Origin of the sequence: Flavimobilis soli (genome assembly GCF_002564025.1) — a bacterium.
GTDB lineage: Bacteria > Actinomycetota > Actinomycetes > Actinomycetales > Cellulomonadaceae > Flavimobilis > Flavimobilis soli.
This window is the reverse complement of the sequence record NZ_PDJH01000001.1, coordinates 1,777,104-1,801,434: the sequence shown is the minus strand read 5'-3', so window position 1 is coordinate 1,801,434 and position 24,331 is coordinate 1,777,104. Positions and strand designations below refer to the sequence as shown.

The following is a 24,331-nucleotide window of genomic DNA, read 5'->3' as shown; positions in this document are numbered from 1 at the left end:
GGTCATCCGGGCCGAGCCGGGCCGGGTGCCCGCGGGGCCATCCGGGCTGAGCTGCTCCGCCAGCGAGGTCACCCGGCCGACGTTGCTCCGCCCGCGAGCGCCGCTCAGTCCTGCTGGGTCGCCCACCAGGCGAGGAGGTCGGACTTCGCCGTCTCCGCGTCGACCGGGCCGCGCTCCATGCGCAGCTCGAGCAGGTGCTTGTACGCGCGGCCGACCAGGGGTCCTGGCTTGATGCCGAGGATCTCCATGATCTGCTGGCCGTCGAGGTCAGGGCGGATCGACGCGATCTCCTCCTGCTCGGCCAGCTCGGCGATGCGCGCCTCGAGCGAGTCGTACGCGCCCGACAGGCGCTGCGCCCGACGGCGGTTGCGGGTCGTGCAGTCGGCACGGGTGAGGCGGTGCAAGCGCTCGAGCAGGGGCCCGGCGTCCGTCACGTAGCGGCGCACCGCGGAATCGGTCCAACCGCCGTCGCCGTACCCGTGGAAGCGCAGGTGCAGCTCGACGAGGCGGGCGACGTCCTTGATCGTGTCCTTGTCGTAGCGCAGCTCCTTGAGCCGCTTGCGCGCGAGCTTCGCGCCGACCAGCTCGTGGTGGTGGAAGCTCACGCCGCCGCCCGGCTCGAAGCGGCGCGTCGCGGGCTTGCCGCAGTCGTGCAGCACGGCCGCGAGGCGCAGCACCAGGTCCGGGCCGGGGACGGGGCCCTCGGGGCCGGTCTCGAGGTCGATCGCCTGCTGCATCACGGTGAGCGTGTGCTGGTAGACGTCCTTGTGCCGACCGTGCTCGTCGACCGTCTCCTTCATGAGCATGAGCTCGGGCAGCACGTGCCGCGCGAGTCCCGTGTCCGTGAGCACCTCGAGACCGGCGCGCGGGCTCGCGGACAGCAACAGCTTGTCGAGCTCGGCGCGCACGCGCTCCGCCGAGACGATCGACATGCGGTCCGCCATGTCGACGATCGCCTGACGTGTCGCCGGCTCGATGCCGAAGCCGAGCTGCGCGGCGAAGCGGGCCGCGCGCATCATGCGCAGCGGGTCGTCGTCGAACGACATCTCGGGCGCGATCGGCGTACGGAGCAGGCCGGCAGCGAGGTCGACGAGGCCGTCGTGCGGGTCGACGAACTCGAGCTGCGGCAGCCGCAGCGCCATCGCGTTGACCGTGAAGTCCCGGCGTGACAGGTCCCCCTCGAGCGTGTCGCCGAACGTCACGACCGGCTTGCGCGACGTCGGGTCGTACTCGTCCGCGCGGTACGTGGTCACCTCGACGACGATCTCCGTGCCGCTCCCCCGGCCCGCGCGCGCGAAGCGCTTGGCGCCGATCGTGCCGAACTCCTTGCCGATGTCCCAGTGCGCGTCGCCCCACTCCTTGAGGAGGGCGATCGTCTCGTCGGGTCGTGCCGACGTCGTGAAGTCGAGGTCCGCGCTCGCGCGGCCGAGGAAAGCGTCGCGGACCGGCCCACCGACGAGAGCGAGCTCGTGACCCGCAGCAGAGAACACCTGGCCGAGCTCGAGCACCTCGGGCGGCAGGCCGGTGATGACGTCGAGCGCGCGCATGCGCAGCTCGGTCAGCGCGGCGACGTCGGGCTGACCGGCGGCAGGGGTCGAGTTCTCGGGGCTCACGTCGTCCAAGCCTGCCAGACCGCCGGGCCGCCTGGGCGGTTCGGGCCGCATCCGAGCGGTGCGCTTCGTTACAGTGGTGTGATGAAACCCGCAGCCGCTCCGCAGGGACGCCACCGCGTCCCCGCGCCGCCTGGCGGGCACGCGCTGCGCATCGACCCTGACGAACGCGCACGTCAGAGCGTCCCCGTGACGCCCTCGCAGCTTCCCGTCGTCGAGGAGACGTCGGCCGGCGGCCTCGTCGTCTCGATGATCGACGGCGTCCCGCACGCCGCCGTGATCGCACGCCGCAACCGCGCAGGCCGGCTCGAGTGGTGCCTGCCCAAGGGGCACCTCGAGGGCGAGGAGACCCCGGAGGAGGCCGCCGTCCGCGAGATCGCGGAGGAGACCGGCATCACCGGCGAGATCCGCACGCGTCTCGGCGTCATCGACTACTGGTTCTCAGGCGACGGCCGTCGCGTCCACAAGGCGGTCCACCACTTCCTCCTCGAAGCCGTCTCCGGCGAGCTCACCGTCGAGGGCGACCCCGACGGTGAGGCGGAGGACGTCGCGTGGATCGCCCTCGAGGACCTCGGCTCGCGGCTGTCCTACCCGAACGAGCGTCGCCTCGCGTCCGACGTCCTCGCGTCGTTCGGCCCCGGCGACCCCTTCGCCTCTCCGGACGATCGACCGCGGTGAGCACACGCGACGTCGTCCACGGCTGCGGTCCGGTCCACAAGGGCCGGGCCGTACTCACGCGTAGCCTGGCCGCGCTCGGCGCGGCCGCCCTCGCGCTCGTCACGTCGGTGGCGACGCTCCCGGCCGCGACGGCTGCCACCGCAGCCAGCCCGGCGACCGTGTCGCCCGTCGTCGTCGAGCCGAGCCCCGTCACGATCGAGGACGTCGCTCCCCTGACGGTCGCACCGTCGGACACGGTGACCGTCCGCGCGACCGTGCGCAACACCGGCACCGAGACGATCGAGGACCCGACGGCGTCACTGTCGATCGTGCGCTACCGCCTGCAGTCGCGCACGCAGCTGCGCGCCTGGTTCGCCGACGAGCTCACGCTCCCCGCCGCCACACTCCTGACGACGACCGAGCTCGAGGACCCGCTCGACCCCGGCGAGTCGCGCGAGGTCGAGCTCTCCGTCGCCGCCGAGGAGCTCCGTCTGCTGCCGTACCCCGAGGCATCCGGCCCGCGCGGCATCGTCGTCGAGCTCGGCAGCCGCAGCACCGGCACGGTCGCGTCCGCCCGCAGCTTCCTGCTCTGGTTCCCCGAGGGCGCCACGCAGGCCGCACGCCTGAGCATCCTCGTCCCCGTCACGGGACCGGCAGCGACGCCGTCGGACCCAGACGAATGGTCCGCGACGATGTCCGCAGCCGTCGGTCCGACCGGCCGCCTCGCTCGCGTCCTCGACGCGACGGCAGGCGTGCGCGAGGTCTCCTGGGTCGTCGACCCCGCGCTCGTCGACGCCGCTGCCGCCGGGATCGGCGACGGAGAGGCGTGGGCGTCGACCCTGATCACGAGCGCGGCGAAGCGCGAGGTGTTCGCGCTCGACCCGTTCGACCCTGACATCGCCGCGCTCGCCGCGGCCGACGTCCTGCCCTTCCAGCGCGGAGCGTCGGCGACGAGCGCCGCGCCCGTGCGCGGCTGGCGCGACGACCTCGCGCTGCCCGCACCGGGCACCGCGAGCGAGCGCACGCTCGCAGGCGCGGCGGCCGCCGGTGACACCCTCGCCGTCGTCGACGGGGGCCTCGAACCCAGAGGCTCGAGGACGACGAGCGGCGTCGTCCCCGTCGGCACGGACTCGGGCACGGTCCGCGCGCTCGTGCCGGACGACGAGCTCAGCAACCTGTTCTCGACCGCGTCGTCGACCAACCGCCAGCTCATGCTCGCCGAGCTCGCCGTGATCGCCCAGGAGCAGCCGGGCCGCACGGCGCACGTGCTCGTCGCGACCGACCGCGGGTGGGACCCCGACGTCAGCGCGACGACAGCCCTCCTCGCCAAGCTCGCGGACGCGCCGTTCGTCAACCTGCAGCCCGTCGCGACGCTCGCCGGCGCCCAGCCCGACGACGTCACGCGTGCGGACCTGCCCTCCCCGGACGTCGCGCGCTCGAGCCTCTCCCCCCGCCTCCTGCGCACGGCCGCAGACCAGCTCGCGGCCGTGACCGCGCTGTCCGACGTCGTCGCCAACCCTGCGACGCTCACGGCCACGTACACCCGTGACCTCGCCGCCGCGACGTCCGTCGCGGCCGCCCAGACCCGCGGCCTCGCCCGCAGGCTCCTCGAGGTCGCGACCGTGCAGGGCGAGGCCCTCCTCGGCGGGATCACCGTCCTTCCGGGCAGCACGGTCAACCTCATCAACGAGTCGGGCGCGATACCGATCACCGTCCGCAACGACCTCCCGCAGGCGGCGACCGTCACCGTCGCCCTCGTCTCCCAGGAGAGCCGCCTCAGCGTCGAGGACACGCGCGAGACGACGATCGAGCCCGGCGCGACGGCGGACGTCCAGATCCCCGTCCGCGCGATCGGCTCGGGCGACGTCCGCGTCGACGTGCAGATCCGCGCGGCCGACGGCACGGTCGTCGCCGCGCCGTCCGAGATGACCGTGCGCGTACGTGCCGGCTGGGAGACCGTCGGCACCGCGATCATCGGCGGGCTGCTCGTGATCCTGCTCGTCGGCGGTATCGTGCGCACGGTCCGACGCGGCCGCTCCTCGCGCCGCATGGAGCCGATCCGGCCCTCGGACGCGGACAAGGACGAGCAGGACGAGACGGAGGCACGATGAGCGACGAGGCGGCGTCTGGCGGCAAGAGCCTCGGACGCAGCTCGGCGGTCATGGCGGCCGGCACCGCCGTGTCCCGGCTCCTGGGCTTCGTGCGGAACTGGCTGCTCGTCGGCGCCGTGGGCGCGACCGGCATGGCCGCGAACACGTTCGACCTCGCCAACAAGCTGCCGAACATGGCGTTCGCGATCATCGCGGGCGGCGCGCTCAACGTCGTCCTCGTCCCGCTCATCGTCAAGGCATACCGGCACTCCGACGCCGAGGACCGCGTCAACAGGCTGCTGACCCTCTCCGGCGTGCTGCTGCTCGGGATCACGGTGCTCCTGACCGCGGGATCCGCCGTGATCGTCACGCTCGCCTCCGGCTCGGCGTGGAGCCCCGCGCAGAAGGCCCTCGGCGTGACTTTCACGCTCTGGTGCATGCCGCAGCTCTTCTTCTACGGCGTCTACACGCTCCTCGGGCAGGTGCTCAACGCCCGCGAAAAGTTCGGCCCGTACATGTGGGCACCCGTGCTCAACAACGTCGTGTCGATCGTCGGGTTCAGTGCGTTCATCGCGCTGTGGGGCTGGCACACCCCCGAGAGCACCCTGTCGGACCCGACGTCGTGGACCGTCCCGCAGATCAGCCTGCTCGCCGGCACGGCGACGATCGGTGTCGCCGCCCAGGCGCTCGTGCTGCTGTGGCCGCTCGCCCGCATGGGCTTCCGCTTCCGGCCCGCGTGGGGCGCCCGCGACCTCGGGCTGCGGACGTCCGGCAAGGTCGCGCTCTGGACGCTCGCGGGACTGTGCCTCGACCAGCTCGGTGTCTTCCTCACGACGCGCGTCGCGGCGTCGGCCGACGACGCCGCACGGACCGTCGGCGACGTCGCCGGCAACAGCGCCTACTCGCAGGCGCTCATGATCTACCTGCTGCCGCACTCCCTCGTCACGGTCTCGATCCTCACCGCGATGTTCACGTCGATCTCCGCATCCGCCCAGGCAGGGCGGCGAGACCTCGTGCGGCGAGACCTGTCCCACGGCGTGCGGACCGTCGGTACGTTCACCGTCATCGCGTCCGCCGTCCTGATCGTGCTCGCCGAGCCGCTCGTGCGCTCGCTCGTCCCCTCGATGACGCCCGGCGCCGTGGACGCCGTCGGCAACGTCCTCGTCGCGATGGCGGTCGGCCTCGTGCCGTTCGGCGCGATGGTCCTGATGAAGTGGGTGTTCTACGCCTACGAGCAGGGCCGCACCGTCTTCATGCTGCAGGTTCCGGTCGTCCTCGTGCTGGTCGGCGGGTCGTTCGTCTCGATGTGGCTGCTGCCCGGCGAGTGGTGGGTCGTCGGCATCGGCCTGTCGATGTCGCTGTCGAACGTGGCGGGCGTGCTCGCGCGGTCGCGCTCGCTGCGCCGCCTTCTCGGCGGGGTCGACGGCGCACGCATCGTCCGCATGCACGTGCGGGCGGTCGTCGCTGCGGTCGTCGCTGCGGTCGCCGGCGTCGTCGTGCGCAACGCCGTCGGGGGCGGGGCCGGGGGCGGCTGGCTCCAGGCCGTGCTCACCTGCTGCGTCGTCGGTGCCGTCATGGCGGTCGTCTACTACACGGGGCTGCGGATCATGCGCGTGTCGGAGGTCGACGCGCTCGCCAAGATCGTCCGCCGGGTGCTCCGTCGCCGCTGAGGCCCCCTGCCGCCGCCGTGCTGCGCTTCGCGCCTCGCGTCCTGGGCAACGACGTGCACAGGTCCTCCCCAACGTGCGCCGGCCTCGTCCCCGGACGAACCGTCCGTCCCGCATAGCATGGAGCAGGCGATCTGCGCCGTCGAGCCTCGTCGACCGTGCCCACCGGAGGGAGCCTGGTGACCGACCTGACCCGCGGGGATGTCCTCGCTGAGCGCTACGTGCTCCAGGACCCCGTGCCGTCCGACGTCCACGCACTCACCTGCTGGACCGCCGACGACCAGATCCTGGGCAGGCCGGTCCACGTCTCCCTCGTCTCCGGCCCGCACCGCTCGGCCGCGCTCGACGAAGCACGCCGCGCCTCCCTCGTCTCCGACGCCCGCCTGACACGCGTCCTCGACGTCGGCGACGTCGACGAGCTCGGTTACGTCGTCACCGAGCCGCACGTCGGGCAGTCCTTGAGTGCCGTCCTCGCCAGCGGGCCCCTCGACCCCGAGCAGGCACGCGCCGTCGTCGGGGAGATCGCGACCGCGCTCGCCGTCGCCGAGCGCCGCGGCGTCCACCACGGCCACCTGCGACCCGAGGCCGTGCGCCTCAAGGACAACCGCGTGCACCTCACCGGCCTCGGGCTCGACGGAGCCCTCGTCCCTCACGAGGGCGAGCTGACCCGCTCCCGCGCCGACGCCGTCGGGCTCGCCCGCCTCCTCGCGTACATGATGCTCGGCCGCTGGACGACGACGCCGCCCGTGCCCGAGGCCGAGCTCGCCGACCTCGACACGATCGAGGGCACGGACCCCCACCTGGTCCTTCTCGTCCGCGACACGCTCACCACCCGCACCGGCGGGCTGCGCGACGCCGAGCAGGCGGCCCGCGACCTCGCCCCCTGGGACGCGATCGACGTCCCCGAGCCCCAGCTGTTCGCCCCGACCGGCCTCACCGAGGCCACCGAGGACGACCCGACCGACACGAAGGTCACGACCGACATGACGCCTGACACGCCCCCCAAGCCGCCCGTGCGCCAGTCCGTGCGCGCGGTGCCTGGTTCGACCGGGGGCCGTCCCCCAGGCACCCCGCCGCCCGCGACGCCGCCCGCTCCGCCGCGGATCCCCGTGCGGCGCACGAGCGTGCGCGGGGCTGCAGGCGCGGCCGCGGGTGGCGCAGGTGCGGGTGCGGGCGCGGCTGCTGCAGCAGCCGGGGCCGCGGCCGCCGCTGCTACGGGCGTCGCCGTCGGCGGATCCGCTCCTGCGGGCGCCGGTGCCGCCGTGGGTGGCGGGTCGGCCGCCAGTGCCGCCTCGGGCTCTCCGTCCGCTCCCCCGGCCTTCGCGCCCACGGGCGCCAACGCTGGCACGGCGCCCGTCCGCGTGTCCTCGCGCCCCGCGACCACCGACGCCGCCGGTTCGCGCCCGGCCGCGGCGTCGTCCGCGCCTCGCGCCGGTGCCGCGGTCGACGACCGGCCCGCGCTCTCCTTCGACGAGGTCCGCAAGAATCCGCAGGAGCTCAAGCGGTTCCGGTTCAACCCGACGGCCTTCACGCTGTGCATCGTCTTCGTCCTCGTCGTCCTCGGCGTGACCTCCGCGCTCTCCGAGCTGCGCGGCGGCTTCCCCAACCCGTTCGGGCAGGCGACGGGCGAGCGTCCGCTGCCCACCGCCGCCGAGCCGTCGCCCGGTGCAGCGGCCGGACCCACCGCGACGCCGAGCGCCGTGGCGCCGGTGATCGCGTCGGCGCGCCAGCTCGACCCCGACGGTGACGACAACGAGCACCCCGAGGCCGTCGACCGTGCGATCGACCTCGACCCGACGACCTTCTGGTTCACGCGGACCTACAAGTCCAACGTGTACGCGGGCCTGAACAAGCGGGGCGTCGGCTACGCGGTCAAGCTCGAGCAAGCCTCTCTCGTGTCCTCGATCTACCTGAGCACGAACAACACGGGTGGCAAGGTCGAGATCCGCGCCGTCGACCCGGATACGCCCGACAAGGGCAAGGCGCTGTTCAGCGGTGCGCTCCAGGAGGAGCTCGAGATCACGCTCGACGCCCCCGTCGAGACCGAGTGGATCGTTCTCTGGTTCACGCAGCTCCCCGCGACGGCCGACGGCCAGAACCGCGTCGAGCTCCGCGAGATCTCACTCACCTGACCCTTTCCCCCGTGGGAACAGACCCGCGCACGGCGGCGTTGACCGTGCAGGACCATCACCGACAAGACCTGGAGAAAGCGTGAGCCTCGCGTCGAACGACGACGTCCTGGACGTCGTCATCATCGGATCCGGCCCCGCCGGCTACACCGCCGCCATCTACGCGGCACGCGCCGGCCTGGCGCCGCTCGTGCTCGCCGGGTCCGTCACCGCAGGTGGCGCCCTCATGAACACGACCGAGGTCGAGAACTTCCCCGGCTTCCCGAGCGGCGTCATGGGTCCCGAGCTCATGTCGAACATGCAGGAGCAGGCAGAGAAGTTCGGCGCGAAGGTCGAGTGGGACGACGCGACGTCCGTCGACCTCGCCGGCCCGGTCAAGGTCATCGTGACTGGCAACGGCGACACGTACCGTACCCGCTCCGTGATCCTCGCCACGGGCTCGGCGTACCGCCGGCTGGGCCTGCCGGACGAGGACCGCCTCTCGGGGCGCGGCGTCTCCTGGTGCGCGACGTGCGACGGCTTCTTCTTCAAGGACCAGCACATCGCCGTCGTCGGCGGTGGTGACTCGGCTGTCGAGGAGGCGACGTTCCTCACACGCTTCGGTTCGAAGGTCACGATGATCCACCGTCGCGACGAGCTGCGCGCCTCGAAGATCATGGCGGACCGCGCGCTCAACGACCCGAAGATCTCCTTCGCCTGGAACTCCGAGGTGGTGCGGATCGTCGGCGAGAACCGCGTCGAGCAGCTCGTGCTGCGCGACACCATCACGGGTGAGGAGTCGACGCTCGACGCGACCGCGCTGTTCGTCGCGATCGGCCACGAGCCCCGCACCGAGCTGCTCGTGGGCCAGGTCGACCTCGACGAGAACGGCTACATCCAGGTCGAAGGGCGCAGCACCCGCACGAACCTTCCCGGCGTCTTCGCGTGCGGCGACGCCGTCGACCACACGTACCGCCAGGCGATCACCGCCGCCGGTACCGGCTGCTCGGCTGCGCTCGACGCGCAGCACTACCTCGCCGCTCTCGACGACGCGGCTCTCGCTGTCGCTCAGGAGGTCTGATGCCTACCACTCCCGTCACTGACGCGACGTTCGACGCCGACGTTCTCGGCTCGGACGTCCCCGTCCTCGTCGACTTCTGGGCCGACTGGTGCGGCCCGTGCCGCCAGGTCGGTCCGATCCTCGAGGAGCTGTCGGACGTCTACGAGGGGCGCCTGCGCATCGTGAAGCTCGACACCGATGCCAACCCTGGGATCACGGCCCGCTACGGCATCGTGTCGATCCCGACGATGAACTTCTACCAGGGCGGCGAGCTCGTGAAGTCGATCGTGGGCGGCCGGCCGAAGCCGGCTCTGGTCCAGGAGATCGACTCGATCCTCGGCTGAGCCCGCGCGCACGAAGGAGGCCCGGACACCACGCGGTGTCCGGGCCTCCTTGTTGCCGCCCTCAGCTCTTGCGCAGCACGCCTGGGTCATCAGGAGCCAGGACGTCGAGAATCCGGTTGAGGTCCTCGACCGAGGCGAACTCGATCGTCATCTTGCCCTTGGACCGACCGAGATCGACCTTCACGCGGGTCTCGAACCGGTCGGAGAGACGGGCTGCGAGCTCGTCGATCGCGGCCGAGCGTGTGCCCGGACGAGGCTTGCGAGGCTTGCGCTCCTCGCCGTCGAGCCCACCGAGCGCGACGACCTCCTCGGTGGCGCGCACAGACAGCCCCTCGGCGACGATCCGCTGAGCGAGGCGCTCGATCGCGGCTGCGTCCTGGAGGCCCAGGAGCGCGCGGGCATGCCCTGCGGACAGCACCCCGGCCGCGACGCGGCGCTGGACGAGGGCCGGAAGCTTCAGCAGACGCAGGGTGTTGGAGATCTGCGGGCGCGACCGCGAGATGCGCGTCGCGAGCTCTTCGTGCGTGCAGCCGAAGTCGTCGAGGAGCTGCTGGTAGGCAGCTGCCTCTTCGAGCGGGTTGAGCGCAGCCCGGTGAAGGTTCTCGAGGAGGGCGTCACGCAGGAGGTCGGTGTCCTCGGTGTCGCGGACGATCGCGGGGATCGTCGTCAGGCCGGCCTCCCGGGAGGCGCGCCAGCGGCGCTCACCCATGATGAGCTCGTACTCGTTCGTGCCGCTCGGGTCGGGGCGCACCACGATCGGCTGGAGCACGCCGATCTCGGCGATCGACCCGATGAGCTCGTTGAGCTCTTCCTCGGCGAACACGGTGCGCGGCTGGCGGGAGTTCGGGCGGATCGAGTCGAGCGGGATCTCGGCGAAGGTCGCGCCCGGGACAGGGACGAGCTCCTCCCCTGTGCCACGCTGGCGCGCACGGCCCTTGTCGGCCTTCGGCGATGCGCTCGGACTGCCGGTCGCTTCCGCGGCCTTCTGGGGGCCGCGAGCGGTCTCAGAAGCGGCACCGGTGGGCGCTTCAGCGTCCGCCGTGTCGACGGCGGATCGGGGCGTGAGCACGTCGCTCGCCACACCGGTGCCGGCACCGCCGGCGAAGAACACGTCGACCGGACGCTCGTTGTCCGACGTGGTGGGGATCAGTGCACCCAGGCCTCGGCCAAGGCCTCGCCGCTTCTCGCTCATGCGTTCTCCTGGTGGTGGTGCTCGGCAGCGCGGTCAGCGGCCGCGACGCGCTCGGTGATCTCTCGGGCGGCCTCGAGGTAGGCGAGGGCGCCCGTGGAGTTGGGGTCGTAGGTCATCACGGTCTGGCCGTAGCTCGGCGCCTCGGAGACGCGCACGGAGCGGGGGATGCTCGTGCGCAGGGTCTGCGCCGGGAAGTGCTCGCGCACCTCGGCTGCGACCTGCTGAGCAAGGTTCGTCCGACCGTCGTACATCGTCAGGAGGATGGTCGAGACGTGCAGACCGCGGTTGAGGTGCGACTGGATCATCTCGATCGTCTTGAGCAGCTGGCTCAGGCCCTCGAGCGCGTAGTACTCGCACTGGATGGGGATGAGCACCTCGCGACCTGTGACGAAGGCGTTGACTGTCAGAAGTCCGAGGCTCGGGGGACAGTCGACCAGGACGTAGTCCAGGCGCGGCTCCCCTACCGCATCGCGGTGCGCGAGGTAGTCGTCGAGTGCACGGCGGAGCCGCGTTTCACGTGAAACGAGCGAGACGAGCTCGATCTCAGCGCCGGAAAGATCCAAGGTCGCGGGCACGCACCACAGCGACGGGATCTCAGGGCTGACCTGGACGGCCTCCGCCATCGGCATCTCGTCGACGAGTACCTCGTAGACGGACGGCGTGCCCGTGCGATGGTCGATACCGAGGGCCGTCGACGCGTTGCCTTGGGGATCGTTGTCGATGACGAGAACGTTGAGGCCGGACTGCGCGAGGCTGGCCGCGAGGTTCACCGTGGTCGTCGTCTTGCCGACGCCACCCTTCTGGTTCGCGACGGTGATGATCTTGGTCGTGGCCGGCTTGGCAAACTTGCGGCCTCGGAGCTCGATCCGTCGACGCGAGTCGAGGGCAAGCTGGGCCGCGAGCGGGGTGTCTTCGGAGAAGTCCGGCACCACGTCGAGGAGCGCCGCACGTCGGACGTCGTCCGGGGCCGTTTCACGTGAAACCGAGCCGACCTCACCGTCGCCGGGAACTGGTGCACCGAGCGTCACGAATGTGTCCTCTCTTCGCAGCATCGCGCTGCCCTAGTCGTACGTCGTCCTGCGATGAGGTGGCTACCGCACCGATCGCGACTCACCGGGTGCGGGTTGCGCGCACCACGGTCGTCGTAGGCACCCCCGGAAGCGTACCTGCCGCGAGTACCTCCGCGTCAGTCGCCCCGTAGCGCCGAAGCACCTTCGTCGCGGTCTCGATCTCGTCTGCAGCCGACCGTCCCTTGAGTGCGACCAGGACTCCCCCGCGCTCGAGGAGCGGAAATGCCCAACGTCCCAGCTTGTCGAGCGCAGCCACGGCGCGTGCGGTGACGGCGTCCGCCTCGAAGGCGCCGTGGAACTCCTCGGCGCGCCCGCGGCGGACCTCAGCATTCTCCAGCCCGAGCCTCTCGATGACCTCCGAGAGCCACGTGCACCTGCGCTCCATGGGTTCGATCAGCACGACCTGCGCCTCCGGCAGCATCGCGGCGACGACGATGCCGGGAAGCCCCGCGCCAGAGCCAAGATCGACGATCGACCCGCTGGCCGGAAGGAATGGCACGACGGCCGCGGAGTTCAGGAGGTGTCGCGTCCAAAGTCGGTCAAGCTCGCGTGGTCCGATGAGCCCGCGCTCTTCGCCGTGCTTCATGAGCATCTCGTGGAACTCGGCGACCGCCGCAAACGCGGAGCCGAAGTACGTCCGGACCGCACCCATGTCGAGGTCCGCATCGGTCGCATCTTGCGCCGGAACGATGACGTGGGCGGATGCCGTTTCACGTGAAACAGCGTCCTGCGGGCCTCGATCTTCGGTCACGGTGCAGTCCTCCATCGCTCACCCGACAACGCTCCAAGGCTATCGTGAATCCGCCACCGCTCCGGCGTCACAGGTGCCCCGTGGAAGACTCCGCGCGCGGGCACCGCCGGCGGGCGCCTGCCGGAGAGGCGAAGCGTGAGGCTCCGCGTCCTTCCCCGCCCGGGCCGACGCCCAAGGACTTCGTGACGGCCGACCTTGCCACGCAGCCACCAGTCCCTGGGCGGGGGCACTCCGCTTGAGAGCGCGAGATGGACATGCTGACGTGATCAGGCCACGGCCCCGCTCGCCCCGGTCGGTCGTGCACGACGGGCCTTCGAGGGCCTTCGGCCAGCCTGCTCCACCGCTCCAGGGCCGCGGACCCGGTCCCCCCGCTGGTCGGTCACTTACGACCGACCTTCGGCCACGTCGAACGTCGGCCTGCTCCTCCACCGATCCGAGCCCGCACCCGGCTACCAGTTGGTCGGTCACTTACGACGGCCCTTCGGCCACCCCTAACCTCGGCGTGCTCCACCTCTTCGGGCCGCGCCGACCCAGTTATCTGCAGGGTCAGTGACGTACGTCTGCCCGTCGAGCAGTTGTGGCCGTGACCGGTGGCGGCCTGGCGCGACTAGGAAGCGCTCCAGAAGCCTCGCGCGTCCGGGGCCCGAACGTCGATCATCGGGTGCTGCGAGGCGGCGGTAAGCACGGCGGCGATGCCGAGCACCATGCTTGGGGGGACGTGAGCTCAGCGTCGCCTGTCCCGCCATGTGCGTGCATTCGCGCGACCATGCGATGCACGGGCATCGGGCACGGGCTGGCCGAGCTCCCAGCGACGAACAGGCGGCACGATGGAATCCCGTTCGGGCGCCGTGCGGAGTGGAAAGCGAGCAAACCGGCCTACCCGGGCGCCGCCGCGACCTCCTCGTGAGCCCGCGCAGGCCACTCCCCCGCCGCCGCCGAAACCCCCTTGACGCGCGAACCCCGAGGCGCGAGCGACATGGAAGCGACGCAGCGCGGCACAAATCTTGAAGAACGACGAGCGGACACTGAGCGACACAACAGGCGCAAGCCTCACGTGGGCTACGCCTCCGCCCCGGCAATCGGCCCCTCCGACCGGCGCACAACAGCGAGGAGTCCGAGTGGCCTCGGGCTCAGCCCACACCAGTCGCAATCCACACCGAACTCACGGCGCACCGGTCTCGGACCGCGTCGAGCCACGGCCCCCCTGGCCCCGCGACCTCGGCGTGCTCGAACACTGTGCGAGCTGCACGCACGTGTTTCACGTGAAACAGCAGGAGCAACCCGCACCCCACTCGACAAGAAGAGCCGCCGCACACCCTGGGTGTGCGGCGGCTCTCGCGAGGCCGGAGCGGCTCAGTCAGCCGGCTGGATCTCGATGTACCGCTCGGGGTCGACGCCGTAGGACACGCTCGTCAGACCCGCAGCCGTGACAACATCGTGCACGACCTTGCGCTCGAAAGCGTTCAGCGGGTCGAGCGCGACCGCTTCACCGGTCGAGCGAACCTTCTCGATCGCCTTCTCCGCGACGACGGTCAGCTCGGCGCGGCGCTTCGCGCGGTAGCCGCCGATGTCGAGCATCAGCCGCGACCGCTCGCCCGTGCGTGCCTGGACCGCGAGCCTCGTCAGCTCCTGGAGAGCGTCGAGCACCTCTCCGTTCTTGCCCGCGAGGTGCGCGAGCGAGCCGTCGTGCTCGGTCACGATGTCGACGGTCGCACGACCGTGGTCGATGTCCATGTCGATCTCGCCGTCGAGGTCGGCGATGTCGAGAAGCTCTTCGAGGTAGTCCGCGGCGATCTCGCCCTCGTCCTCGAGCCGCTGGGTCGCCGAGCGAGGCTCCTCGTTACGCGTCGTAGTCACGTCATGCTCCTGTGTCTGTGTGGGCCGAGGCCGAGGTCACGATCACTTCTTCTTCTTGCGCTTCTTGGACACGGGCTGCTGGCGCTGACCCGTCGTCGGCTTCTCGTCGACGGCCGTCGTCGTGGTAGTCGTCGTGTCCGGAGCAGGCAGCTGGCCCTTAGCCTTCTTGCGGGCCTCCAGACGCTTCGCGGCCTCCGAACCGGGCGTCGGCATCTTGCGGATCGTGTAGAACTGCTGGCCCATCGACCACAGGTTCGAGACGGTCCAGTAGACGAGGACACCGATCGGGAAGTTCACACCCGAGATCGCGAAGATCAGGGGCAGGAAGTACATCATGTTCTTCTGCATCGCGGCGGTCGGTCCCTCGAGGGCCGACGGCGGCATGTTCTTCATGGTGAGCTGACGCTGGGTGAAGAACTGCGTGACGCACATGATGACGATGAGGATCGCCGTGACGATCTTGACCTCGTTGACGTCCGTGTTGAGGAACGTCTCCGACAGCGGCGCACCGAAGAAGCGCGACGACTCGATCTGCCCCGCGACCTCACGGTTGATCGGGCCGATGCCGCCGCTCGTGCCGTCCGCGATGCCAGGCAGACCGTTGAGCACGCGGAACAGCGCGAAGAAGATAGGTGTCTGCAGAAGGATCGGCATGCACGACGCGAAGGGCGTCGTCTTGTGCTGCTTGTACAGCTCCTGCATCTCGCGAGCCATCGCCTCGCGTGAGGCCGGGTCCTTGCGGTTCGCGTACTTGTCCTGAAGCTTCTTCATGTCCGGCGCGAGCAGCTGCATGCCGCGCGACGCGTGGATCTGCTTGAAGAACAGCGGGATCAGCGCGGTGCGGATCACGAGCGTGAGGCCGACGATCGACAACACCCAGGTCACGCCACCCGTGGCGGACATCCCGAGGTTCTCCAGGAGCCAGTGGCACCCGTACATGATCCAGGCGACGACCCATTGGATCGGCAGTAGCAGGTCGTACAGGGAATCCATCGAGACGGCTCCAGAGCGTGCGGTGGGTTGGCGGTGTGCCGGGAAGGTCGAAGGTCAGTGTGCGTGCTGGTGACGCTCGCGCCGTGAGCCCGACACGGGAGGAACGTCGTCGACGCCACCGTAGTTCCAGGGGTTGCACCTCAGGACCCGCCAGATCGCGAGCCCACCACCCCGGAGGACTCCATGCCGCCGGACCGCGGTGATCGCGTAGGACGAGCACGACGGGTAGAACCGGCACGTCGGTCCAGTCATCGGTGACAGGACGATCTGGTAGAGGCGCAGGAGGCCGACGAGCGCCGTGGCCGGCAAGCCAAGGATCACAGAGCGGGCGGACCGGCGCTGCTGCGTTCGCGGAGCCGCCGTGCTGGTCGTCATCGCGGCGTCCGTCCACGCGTGCGTCTCGCGCGCGCGACGCACGCGGACAAGTCCTTGCTCAGCTCCTGGTAGGAGCAGTCGACAGCGCCAGGGAGGGCACGCACGACGACGGTCGTCCCGTTGGGCAGCGACTCGACGACCGAGCGCGAGGCGTGGCGCAGGCGACGCTTGACGCGATTACGCGTGACCGCGTTGCCCACGGCCTTGGAGACGACAAAACCGACCATGGCGGATTCGTCGCTCTCCTGGGAGAGCAGATGAACCACCATGGTCGATCGTCCGGCGCGCGCGCCCTTCTTTACCGTCCGTCCGAAGTCGGCCGAACGGCGAAGGCGCTGCGCCGCAGGCAGCACCTCAGGCGGAGAGCTCGGCGCGGCCCTTGCGGCGGCGGGCAGCGAGGATCGCGCGACCGGCGCGCGTGCTCATGCGAAGACGGAAGCCGTGGGTCTTGGCACGACGCCGGTTGTTCGGCTGGAAGGTCCGCTTGCTCACGAGTAACTCCAAGGAGGTTGGGGAGTACTACCTCCCACGGGCAGGAGACAGTCACGAGGTTGTACCAAAGCAATGATCCGGCGTCCGCTCGCTGCCCTGTCGAGGGCATGGCGAAGGTGCCGAATGGCTTGACAACGCTACGTCGAGAGCGGGGCTCTGGTCAAACCAGCACTACCACGTCCTGGCGCAGTTCGAGCGCACCACGACACGAACGACTGCCCCTCTGCAACGTGCCGCTACACCCACATCCTGTGAAACTCGGATCCCCACGCTGTGGAAATCGGCACAGTCACGTGGCGCGAGAGCCGTGGCCCTGCGACGGGGCAGCCCGAGCCTTATCCCCCGCGAGACGCATGATCCAGCCGATCTGGCGCATCAGACGAGCGACAAGACCTTGCACGAGACCTGGACGCACAGGCTGTGGACAACTATGTGGATCGTCGTCCACCATGACAGACTCACCAGGCACCTACCGTCTACGAAGGATCCGGGATGTCCAGCCCTGACGACTCCGTCACAGCCGTATGGAGCTCCGCCCTCGCGGAGCTCGAGGCAAGCCCGGACATGACTCCGCGCCAGCTCGCTTTCATCAAGCTCGCTCACCCGCTCGCGCTCGTCGAGGGCAACATGATCCTCGCCGTGGCCAACGAGTGGACCCGCGACTACCTCGAGAGCCGGGTACGTCTCGAGCTCACGCAGGCTCTCGTCAACGCGACCGAGCGGGACGACGCACGCTTCGCGATCACTGTCGACACGACTCTCGAGGACGGCTCCGAGCCTCCACTCGTGCGCCCCTCGAACCCGTCGACGGGCCAGGTCCCCGTCGTCGCGCCTGCGGGCTCTGCACCGCAGTCGGCGCCGACACAGCTGATCTCCGAGAGCGACGTCTTCAACCCGAACCGTCGTCCGTCGTCGAACCCGTCGTCCTTCGAGCCGACGAGCCTCAACGCGCACTACATCTTCGAGACCTTCGTCATCGGTGCCTCCAACCGCTTCGCGCACGCCGCTGCGGTCGCGGTCGCCGAGGCCCCCGCCAAGGCCTACAACCCGCTGTTCATCTACGGCGACTCAGGCCTGGGCAAGACGCACCTGCTCCACGCGATCGGGCACTACGCGCAGAGCCTCTACCCGGGCGTCCGCGTGCGGTACGTGAACTCGGAGGAGTTCACGAACGACTTCATCAACTCGATCGGTGAGGGCAAGGCCGGCGCCTTCCAGCGTCGCTACCGCGAGGTCGACGTACTCCTCATCGACGACATCCAGTTCCTGCAGGGCAAGGAACAGACGATGGAGGAGTTCTTCCACACGTTCAACACCCTGCACAACGCCAACAAGCAGGTCGTGATCACGTCCGACCTGCCGCCCAAGCAGCTCAACGGCTTCGAGGACCGCCTACGTTCCCGGTTCGAGTGGGGTCTGATCACAGACGTCCAGCCGCCGGACCTCGAGACGAGGATCGCGATCCTCCGCAAGAAGGCCTCGGGCGAACGCCTCGCAGCGCCCGACGACGTGCTCGAGTACATCGCCTCGAAGATCACGACGAACATCCGCGAGCTCGAGGGTGCACTCATCCGTGTCACGGCGTTCGCCAACCTCAACCGCCAGCAGGTCGACCTGGGGCTCGCGGAGATCGTCCTCAAGGACCTGATCACGGACAACGACACATCCCAGATCACCGCGGCGAGCGTCATCGCGCAGACAGCGACCTACTTCGGCCTGACGATCGAGGACCTGTGCGGCAGCTCGCGCTCGCGCGTCCTCGTGACCGCCCGTCAGATCGCGATGTACCTGTGCCGCGAGCTCACGGACCTGTCGCTGCCGAAGATCGGTCAGCAGTTCGGCGGTCGTGACCACACGACGGTCATGCACGCGAACCGCAAGATCGGGGCACAGATGGCCGAGCGCCGCTCGATCTACAACCAGGTGACCGAGCTCACGAGCCGCATCAAGCACGAGCACCGTAGCTGACACGTCCTCGGCCCACGGCGTGGCAGATGACCACACCGTGACCTCGACGTGACCTTCAACAATGCATGGGACGACTGTCCACACCTGTGGGGAAGGCTGTGGATAGACGTGGACGACAGCCCGAAAACTGTGGACGGCACGGTGGAGTCTCGTGGACGCCGCTGAGGCCCGATAACGACATCCACACGCGGGCGCCTCGATCCACAGGATCTGCAGCTCCCGCACCCACACCCGAAAATCGCCGCCGACCTCGGTGAACACGCCCGATCCACCGAATCCACAGCACCGATGACGACGACGAACCCTTCACCACAGAGAAATCCACACACCTTCATCCAGTGACTCTGGCGGCCCACAAGCCCATCCCCAGAACGACCCTTCCGGGATCCGCCCCTCCACAACGAGGGCCCTGACGAGCACACGAGGTGACGCCGGTCGGACCACCGGCATGCCAAGAGACACCGACGTGACTCTCAAGCCTTGGCTCGCGTAGTGTGGGGCAGATCCGTGACCACTCGTGCGTCCTCGCACGCTGGCTCCGGACTGATCTCATGAGCTCGACGTCCTGGAGGGTGGCCGATGAAGTTCCGCGTCGAACGCGATGTCCTCGCCGAGGCGGTCACCTGGACCGCTCGCACGCTCCCGGCACGGCCGCCGGCGCCCGTCCTCTCCGGCATCCGGATCGAGGCGGACGAGGTGGGCATGCTCAAGCTCTCGACGTTCGACTACGAGGTCTCCGCCCGCTCGGAGATCCCTGCCGAGGTCTCGCAGGGTGGCGAGGTCCTCGTCTCGGGTCGCCTGCTCGCCGAGATCTCGCGCGCGCTGCCCAACAAGCCGGTCGACGTGACCCTTGACGGCAACAAGGTCACCGTGACCTGCGGCGCGAGCCGCTTCACGCTCCTGACCATGCCGGTCGAGGACTACCCCGCACTCCCTGCGATGCCGGCGACCGTCGGCACCGTCTCGGGCGACGAGCTGACGTCCGCCGTCGCCCAGGTTTCCGTCGCGGCGAGCAAGGACGACACGCTCCCGCTGCTCACGGGTGTCCGCCTCGAGATCGAGGGCGAGCAGATCACGCTCCTCGCCACGGACCGCTACCGCCTCGCGCTGCGCGAGCTCACGTGGAAGCCGTCTCGCCCCGACATCTCGGACGTGGCCCTCGTCCGTGCGCGCACGCTGTCCGACGTCGCGAAGTCGCTCGGCTCGTCCGGCGAGGTCACCGTCGCGCTGTCGACCGGCACGGGCGTCGACCTCATCGGTTTCGAGGCCGGCGGCCGTCACACCACGTCCCTGCTGGTGGACGGCGACTACCCGCCCGTCCGCCGACTGTTCCCGGACGAGACGCCGATCCACGCCGTGGTCCCGACGCAGCCGCTCATCGAGGCGACGAAGCGTGTCGCCCTCGTCGCGGAGCGCAACACCCCCATCCGCCTCACCTTCAGCGACAGCTCTGTGGTGCTCAACGCCGGTCAGGGCGACGACGCTCAGGCGTCGGAGGCGCTCGAGGCGCTGCTCGTGGGTGAGGACATCTCGGTCGCGTTCAACCCGACGTTCCTCCTCGACGGCCTGGGCGCGCTCGGCACGGACTTCGTCCGCCTGAGCTTCACGCACCCCAACAAGCCGGTCGAGTTCACCGGGCAGGAGTCGCTCGACGGCGAGGACCTGACCCACTACCGCTACCTGCTGGTCCCGATCCGCTTCGCCAGCTGACGAGGGCGGTGCGCGTCGCATGTACGTCTCGCACCTCTCGCTGCACGACTTCCGGTCGTACGCCGAGGTGGACCTCGAGCTCGAGCCGGGGGTCAACGCCCTCGTCGGGCCGAACGGCCAGGGCAAGACAAACCTCGTCGAGGCCATCGGCTACGTCGCGACCCTCGGTTCCCACCGTGTCGCGACTGATGCTGCGCTGATCCGCGCAGGCCAGGAGCGTGCGCTCGTGCGGTCGCGCGTCGTCCGCGGCGACCGAGCGAGCACGATCGAGATCGAGATCAACCAGGGGCGTGCGAACCGTGCGCGCATCAACCGGGCGGTCACGACCAAGGTGCGTGACGTCGTCGGGATCCTGCGCACCGTGCTCTTCGCGCCTGAGGACCTGGTCCTCGTCAAGGGGGACCCGGACGCGCGGCGGCGGTTCCTCGACGACCTGACGGTCCTCGTGACGCCGCGCATGTCGAGCGTCCTGAGCGACTACGACCGGGTGCTGCGGCAGCGGTCGGCGTTGCTGAAGTCCGCTGGGTTCGCGCGGCGCACCCGTGGCGCTGCTCCAGACCTGTCGACGCTCGACGTCTGGGACGCCCGCCTCGCCGAGCTCGGCGCGGAGATCATCGCGGTGCGTCACCGGCTGGTCCAGGCTCTCGCGCCGCACGTGCAAGAGGCGTACGAGCAGGTCAGCGCCGGGCAGGGCGAGGCCGTCGTGACGTACCGGTCGTCGCTCGCGGTCGCGCTCGAGAAGGACGTCGCGCTCGTCCCGGCTGCGCAGCCGAGCCGCGCCGAGCTCGAAACCCAGATGCTCGAAGCGCTCGCACGCGTGCGCCCGAAGGAGCTCGAGCGCGGCGTCTGCCTGGTGGGCCCGCACCGTGACGACGTGACCCTGGTGCTCGGCGGGCTGCCGGCGAAGGGGTACGCGAGCCACGGGGAGTCGTGGTCCTTCGCGCTCGCGCTGCGGCTCGCGGCTTACCGCTTCCTCGCGTCGGGGACGTCGGGAGGTCTCACGACCGTGGAGGACGACGATCTCTGGGTCGCGGACTCGCGCGAGGACGGTGAACCGGTGCTCATCCTCGACGACGTCTTCGCCGAGCTCGACGTACGGCGTCGGGAGCGGCTCGCGGAGCTCGTGGGCGGCGCGCGGCAGGTGATCATCACGGCCGCGGTGCCGGACGACGTCCCGGCGAGCCTGAGCGGCACCCGGCACGACGTGCTGCAGGGACGGGTGAGCCGTGTCGTCTGACGACGTCGCACCCGCGGCGCAAGAGCGTCCCGACCCGGCTGCTGCGGCGGCGGAGGCCGTCGCGAAGGCGAGGGCCGCGGCGCGACGCGCGGCCGCGCGCGCCGAGGCTCTGCGCGCGGAGCACGAGGCGAAGGCCTCGACCGACGACGCCGACGCCCCGCCCGGGGTGACGAGCACGTGGGACGGTTCGGCCGTCGTCGTGCGGGACGACGACGCTCTCGAGCCTCCGGGGACCGTGCGTGACGTCGTCGAGCTGCCGTCGCCGGCGCAGGTCGCGCGCGAGGCGCTCAACCGCGCGAAGGCTGCGGCACGCGAGCGTGGGTTGCGTCCGGGTATGCCGCGCAAGCGCGCAGACTTCACGGTCCGGTCAGGTCCGGGCCGCGATGGCCGGGACCCGCAGCTGTTCGGGTCGACGATGTCTGCGCTCCTGCGTGAGCGTGGCTGGGAGGAGGAGGTCTCGGTCGGGGGTGCCATCGGGCGGTGGCGGGAGGTAGTCGGCGACGAGATCGCGGATCACTGCACCCCGGAGCACTTCGAGGACCACGTGCTGCACGTGCGGGCCAGCTCGACAGCGTGGGCGACCCAGCTCAAGCTGCTGACCCCTCAGCTCCTCACCCGGCTCGCGGCCGAGCTCGGCGAAGGGGTCGTCTCGGAGGTGCGCGTCCAGGGCCCTGTCGGACGGTCGTTCAGCCGTGGCCAGCGTTCGGTCAAGGGCCGAGGGCCGCGCGACACGTGGGGCTGACAGGACCTGTGCGCGAGCCTCGGTGGCGCACTGTGGGAAAGGCTGTGGAAAAGTCGTGTCAGGCCGACGATTCTGCCGTTTCCAGGTAGACTGGGGAAGTTGGCTGGTATGACGTCGACGAGGGGCACGAGAAGCTGCGCGGTCTGCGGCCTCCGAGGTCCCTCGGTTCGTGTCAGGACGCCGACGCCGCATCGCGCCAGGCGCAGCCCAGGACTTCCCCAGGCTTCCCTCGTGCGTCCTGCCGCTCACGCGGAGGGCGGTCGTTCGTTCAGTTCCGGGATGCCGGAGAGGACGTTGACCTGCGGGAACATGAAGCACAACGTCGAGGAGCACTTCTTCAGTGACTGAGCAGCCGACCAACGCCGGACCCGCAGGGCCGGTGGACCCGGACACCTCCTACGACGCAAGCGCGATCACGGTCCTCGAGGGCCTCGAGGCCGTGCGCAAGCGCCCGGGCATGTACATCGGCTCGACCGGTGAGCGCGGTCTTCACCACCTGGTGTACGAGGTTGTGGACAACTCTGTGGACGAGGCCCTCGCCGGGCACTGCGACCACATCGAGGTGACCCTCCTCGACGACGGCGGCGTGCGCGTCGTCGACAACGGTCGAGGCATCCCTGTCGCGATCCACCCGACCGAGGGTCGCCCCACCGTCGAGGTCGTCATGACGATCCTCCACGCTGGCGGAAAGTTCGGCGGGTCGGGCTACGCCGTGTCGGGTGGTCTGCACGGCGTCGGCATCTCGGTCGTGAACGCGCTCTCGACGCGCGTCGAGACCGAGATCAAGCGTGACGGTTTCACGTGGAACCAGAGCTTCGCCGACGGCGGCAAGCCGGTCGGCGAGCTCCGCAAGGGCGCACCGACGGAGGAGACCGGCACGACGCAGACGTTCTGGCCGGACGGGTCGATCTTCGAGACGACGCACTTCGACTTCGAGACCCTCCGCGCTCGCTTCCAGCAGATGGCTTTCCTCAACAAGGGACTCGCGATCACGCTCATCGACGAGCGACAGCACGTCGACACCGAGGACGACATCGAGGCTGCTCCCGAGGAGTCGGAGAACCTGCAGCGCCGCGTCACGTACAAGTACGACAACGGCCTGATCGACTACGTGCGTCACCTCAACAGCGCGAAGAAGCGCGAGCTGATCCACCCCGAGATCATCGACGTCGAGGCCGAGGACTCGGAGAAGCGCATCTCCGTCGAGATCGCGATGCAGTGGACCGACGCCTACTCGGAGTCCGTGCACACCTACGCCAACACGATCTCCACGACCGAGGGCGGTACCCACGAAGAGGGCTTCCGCGCCGCCATGACCTCGCTCATCAACCGGTACGCGCGTGCCAAGGGCATCCTCAAGGAGAAGGACGACAACCTCACGGGTGACGACATCCGTGAAGGCCTCACCGCCGTCATCTCCGTCAAGCTCGGAGAGCCCCAGTTCGAGGGCCAGACGAAGACGAAGCTCGGCAACACCGAGGCCCGCACCTTCGTCCAGTCGGTCGTCAACGAGCGGCTCGGCGACTGGCTCGACTCGCACCCGAACGAGGCGAAGGACGTCATCCGCAAGGCGATCCAGGCCGCACAGGCCCGTCTCGCGGCACGCAAGGCGCGCGAGGCCACCCGCCGCAAGGGCCTGCTCGACTCGTTCTCGATGCCCGGCAAGCTCAAGGACTGCCAGTCCAACAAGGCCGAAGAGTGCGAGATCTTCATCGTCGAGGGTGACTCCGCAGGCGGCTCCGCCGTCCGCGGCCGCAACCCCTACAACCAGGCGATCCTCCCGCTGCGCGGAAAGATCCTCAACGTCGAGCGGGCACGCCTCGACCGCGCCCTCGGCAACGCCGAGATCCAGGCGCTCATCACGGCGTTCGGCACCGGCATCGGCGAGGACTTCGACGCGGACAAGGTCCGGTACCACAAGATCGTGCTCATGGCCGACGCCGACGTCGACGGCAAGCACATCTGCACCCTGCTGCTCACGTTGCTCTTCCGGTACATGCGACCGCTCATCGAGCTCGGCTACGTGTACCTCGCGCAGCCGCCGCTGTACCGCCTCAAGTGGTCGAACGCCCCGCACGACTACGTCTACTCGGACCGGGAGCGCGACGCGTTCCTCGAGGCCGGGCAGGCGGCCGGCAAGCGCCTCCCCAAGGAGAACGGCATCCAGCGCTACAAGGGTCTCGGCGAGATGGACTACACCGAGCTGTGGGACACGACGATGGACCCGGAGCACCGCACGCTGCTCCAGGTCTCGCTCGACGACGCCGCTGCAGCCGACGAGATCTTCTCCGTGCTCATGGGCGAGGACGTCGAGCAGCGACGATCGTTCATCCAGCGCAACGCCAAGGACGTGAGGTTCCTGGACATCTGAGCCGACCGGGCACCCGCCCGGCCAGCCCCAGCAGGAA

Annotated in this window: 20 protein-coding genes; 11 read left to right on the top strand and 9 right to left on the bottom strand. The window is 69.9% G+C overall.

Features of this window, described 5'->3' with window-relative positions; genetic code table 11:
* Positions 1-104: 104 nt before the first annotated feature.
* Positions 105-1,547: a CCA tRNA nucleotidyltransferase gene (locus ATL41_RS08195; protein WP_245854912.1), complete on the bottom strand. Its 1,443-nt coding sequence runs from the start codon at positions 1,545-1,547 to the stop codon at positions 105-107.
* Between the two features lie 147 nt (positions 1,548-1,694).
* Between ATL41_RS08195 and ATL41_RS08190 the strand changes: the two genes are divergently transcribed.
* The 6 genes from ATL41_RS08190 (at position 1,695) to trxA (ending at position 9,536) form a co-directional block, all read left to right on the top strand.
* Positions 1,695-2,288, top strand: coding sequence for an NUDIX hydrolase (locus tag ATL41_RS08190; protein WP_098458036.1), 594 nt, complete (start codon positions 1,695-1,697; stop codon positions 2,286-2,288).
* Entirely contained in the window at positions 2,285-4,378 is a 2,094-nt protein-coding gene (locus tag ATL41_RS08185; RefSeq protein ID WP_098458035.1) for a DUF6049 family protein, read from the top strand. The genes ATL41_RS08190 and ATL41_RS08185 overlap by 4 nt, the downstream gene beginning before the upstream one ends.
* Positions 4,375-6,027, top strand: coding sequence for a murein biosynthesis integral membrane protein MurJ (murJ, locus tag ATL41_RS08180; RefSeq protein WP_098458034.1), 1,653 nt, complete (start codon positions 4,375-4,377; stop codon positions 6,025-6,027). The genes ATL41_RS08185 and murJ overlap by 4 nt, the downstream gene beginning before the upstream one ends.
* A 176-nt stretch (positions 6,028-6,203) precedes the next feature.
* On the top strand, positions 6,204-8,156 hold the full coding sequence (locus ATL41_RS08175) for a protein kinase family protein (protein ID WP_098458033.1): 1,953 nt from the start codon (positions 6,204-6,206) through the stop codon (positions 8,154-8,156).
* 79 nt (positions 8,157-8,235) lie between these two features.
* Positions 8,236-9,213 (top strand): thioredoxin-disulfide reductase, encoded by a 978-nt coding sequence (gene trxB / locus ATL41_RS08170; protein ID WP_098458032.1) that lies wholly within the window; start codon positions 8,236-8,238, stop codon positions 9,211-9,213.
* Positions 9,213-9,536, top strand: a complete 324-nt coding sequence (gene trxA, locus ATL41_RS08165) for a thioredoxin (RefSeq protein ID WP_098458031.1) — start codon at positions 9,213-9,215, stop codon at positions 9,534-9,536. Before trxB ends, trxA begins: the two co-directional genes overlap by 1 nt.
* Before the next feature lie 61 nt (positions 9,537-9,597).
* Here trxA and ATL41_RS08160 read toward each other — a convergent pair whose 3' ends face one another.
* The 8 genes from ATL41_RS08160 to rpmH all read right to left on the bottom strand — a co-directional run bounded on the left by ATL41_RS08160 (position 9,598) and on the right by rpmH (position 16,266).
* Entirely contained in the window at positions 9,598-10,728 is a 1,131-nt protein-coding gene (locus ATL41_RS08160; protein ID WP_098458030.1) for a ParB/RepB/Spo0J family partition protein, read from the bottom strand.
* A complete protein-coding gene (locus ATL41_RS08155) occupies positions 10,725-11,756 on the bottom strand; it encodes a ParA family protein (RefSeq protein ID WP_425432666.1) in 1,032 nt (343 codons plus the stop codon). Before ATL41_RS08155 ends, ATL41_RS08160 begins: the two co-directional genes overlap by 4 nt.
* An 82-nt stretch (positions 11,757-11,838) precedes the next feature.
* On the bottom strand, positions 11,839-12,549 hold the full coding sequence (gene rsmG / locus ATL41_RS08150; protein ID WP_342744428.1) for a 16S rRNA (guanine(527)-N(7))-methyltransferase RsmG: 711 nt from the start codon (positions 12,547-12,549) through the stop codon (positions 11,839-11,841).
* Between the two features lie 1,353 nt (positions 12,550-13,902).
* Positions 13,903-14,406: a Jag family protein gene (locus ATL41_RS08145; protein WP_169924527.1), complete on the bottom strand. Its 504-nt coding sequence runs from the start codon at positions 14,404-14,406 to the stop codon at positions 13,903-13,905.
* A 42-nt stretch (positions 14,407-14,448) separates the two neighbouring features.
* Positions 14,449-15,399 carry a membrane protein insertase YidC gene (gene yidC, locus ATL41_RS08140; protein WP_098458028.1) on the bottom strand — a complete coding sequence of 317 codons (951 nt, stop codon included), beginning with the start codon at positions 15,397-15,399 and terminating at the stop codon, positions 14,449-14,451.
* 54 nt (positions 15,400-15,453) lie between these two features.
* Positions 15,454-15,774, bottom strand: a complete 321-nt coding sequence (gene yidD, locus ATL41_RS08135; RefSeq protein WP_098458998.1) for a membrane protein insertion efficiency factor YidD — start codon at positions 15,772-15,774, stop codon at positions 15,454-15,456.
* A complete protein-coding gene (rnpA, locus tag ATL41_RS08130; protein WP_098458027.1) occupies positions 15,771-16,127 on the bottom strand; it encodes a ribonuclease P protein component in 357 nt (118 codons plus the stop codon). The genes yidD and rnpA overlap by 4 nt, the downstream gene beginning before the upstream one ends.
* Position 16,128: 1 nt before the next feature.
* Positions 16,129-16,266, bottom strand: a complete 138-nt coding sequence (gene rpmH / locus ATL41_RS08125) for a 50S ribosomal protein L34 (protein ID WP_050347370.1) — start codon at positions 16,264-16,266, stop codon at positions 16,129-16,131.
* A gap of 492 nt (positions 16,267-16,758) precedes the next feature.
* On the opposite strand from rpmH, the gene dnaA reads away from it, so the two are divergent.
* The 5 genes from dnaA (at position 16,759) to gyrB (ending at position 24,294) form a co-directional block, all read left to right on the top strand.
* Positions 16,759-18,234: a chromosomal replication initiator protein DnaA gene (dnaA, locus tag ATL41_RS08120; protein ID WP_098458025.1), complete on the top strand. Its 1,476-nt coding sequence runs from the start codon at positions 16,759-16,761 to the stop codon at positions 18,232-18,234.
* A gap of 579 nt (positions 18,235-18,813) precedes the next feature.
* The gene (gene dnaN, locus ATL41_RS08115; protein ID WP_098458024.1) at positions 18,814-19,944 is read left to right on the top strand and encodes a DNA polymerase III subunit beta; all 1,131 of its coding nucleotides are present in this window, start codon (positions 18,814-18,816) and stop codon (positions 19,942-19,944) included.
* A 19-nt stretch (positions 19,945-19,963) separates the two neighbouring features.
* Positions 19,964-21,181 (top strand): DNA replication/repair protein RecF, encoded by a 1,218-nt coding sequence (gene recF / locus ATL41_RS08110; RefSeq protein ID WP_098458023.1) that lies wholly within the window; start codon positions 19,964-19,966, stop codon positions 21,179-21,181.
* Positions 21,171-21,923: a DciA family protein gene (locus ATL41_RS13530; protein ID WP_245854702.1), complete on the top strand. Its 753-nt coding sequence runs from the start codon at positions 21,171-21,173 to the stop codon at positions 21,921-21,923. The genes recF and ATL41_RS13530 overlap by 11 nt, the downstream gene beginning before the upstream one ends.
* 340 nt (positions 21,924-22,263) lie before the next feature.
* Positions 22,264-24,294 (top strand): DNA topoisomerase (ATP-hydrolyzing) subunit B, encoded by a 2,031-nt coding sequence (gene gyrB, locus ATL41_RS08100; protein ID WP_098458022.1) that lies wholly within the window; start codon positions 22,264-22,266, stop codon positions 24,292-24,294.
* The last annotated feature ends 37 nt before the right edge of the window (positions 24,295-24,331 follow it).

Coding starts and splice junctions, on each gene's coding strand:
- ATL41_RS08195 (WP_245854912.1), bottom strand. CDS start 1,547: ATGCGCGCGCTCGACGTCATCACCGGCCTGCCGCCCGAGGTGCTCGAG.
- ATL41_RS08190 (WP_098458036.1), top strand. CDS start 1,695: ATGAAACCCGCAGCCGCTCCGCAGGGACGCCACCGCGTCCCCGCGCCG.
- murJ (WP_098458034.1), top strand. CDS start 4,375: ATGAGCGACGAGGCGGCGTCTGGCGGCAAGAGCCTCGGACGCAGCTCG.
- trxA (WP_098458031.1), top strand. CDS start 9,213: ATGCCTACCACTCCCGTCACTGACGCGACGTTCGACGCCGACGTTCTC.
- ATL41_RS08160 (WP_098458030.1), bottom strand. CDS start 10,728: ATGAGCGAGAAGCGGCGAGGCCTTGGCCGAGGCCTGGGTGCACTGATC.
- yidC (WP_098458028.1), bottom strand. CDS start 15,399: ATGGATTCCCTGTACGACCTGCTACTGCCGATCCAATGGGTCGTCGCC.
- yidD (WP_098458998.1), bottom strand. CDS start 15,774: ATGACGACCAGCACGGCGGCTCCGCGAACGCAGCAGCGCCGGTCCGCC.
- dnaA (WP_098458025.1), top strand. CDS start 16,759: ATGTCCAGCCCTGACGACTCCGTCACAGCCGTATGGAGCTCCGCCCTC.
- dnaN (WP_098458024.1), top strand. CDS start 18,814: ATGAAGTTCCGCGTCGAACGCGATGTCCTCGCCGAGGCGGTCACCTGG.
- recF (WP_098458023.1), top strand. CDS start 19,964: ATGTACGTCTCGCACCTCTCGCTGCACGACTTCCGGTCGTACGCCGAG.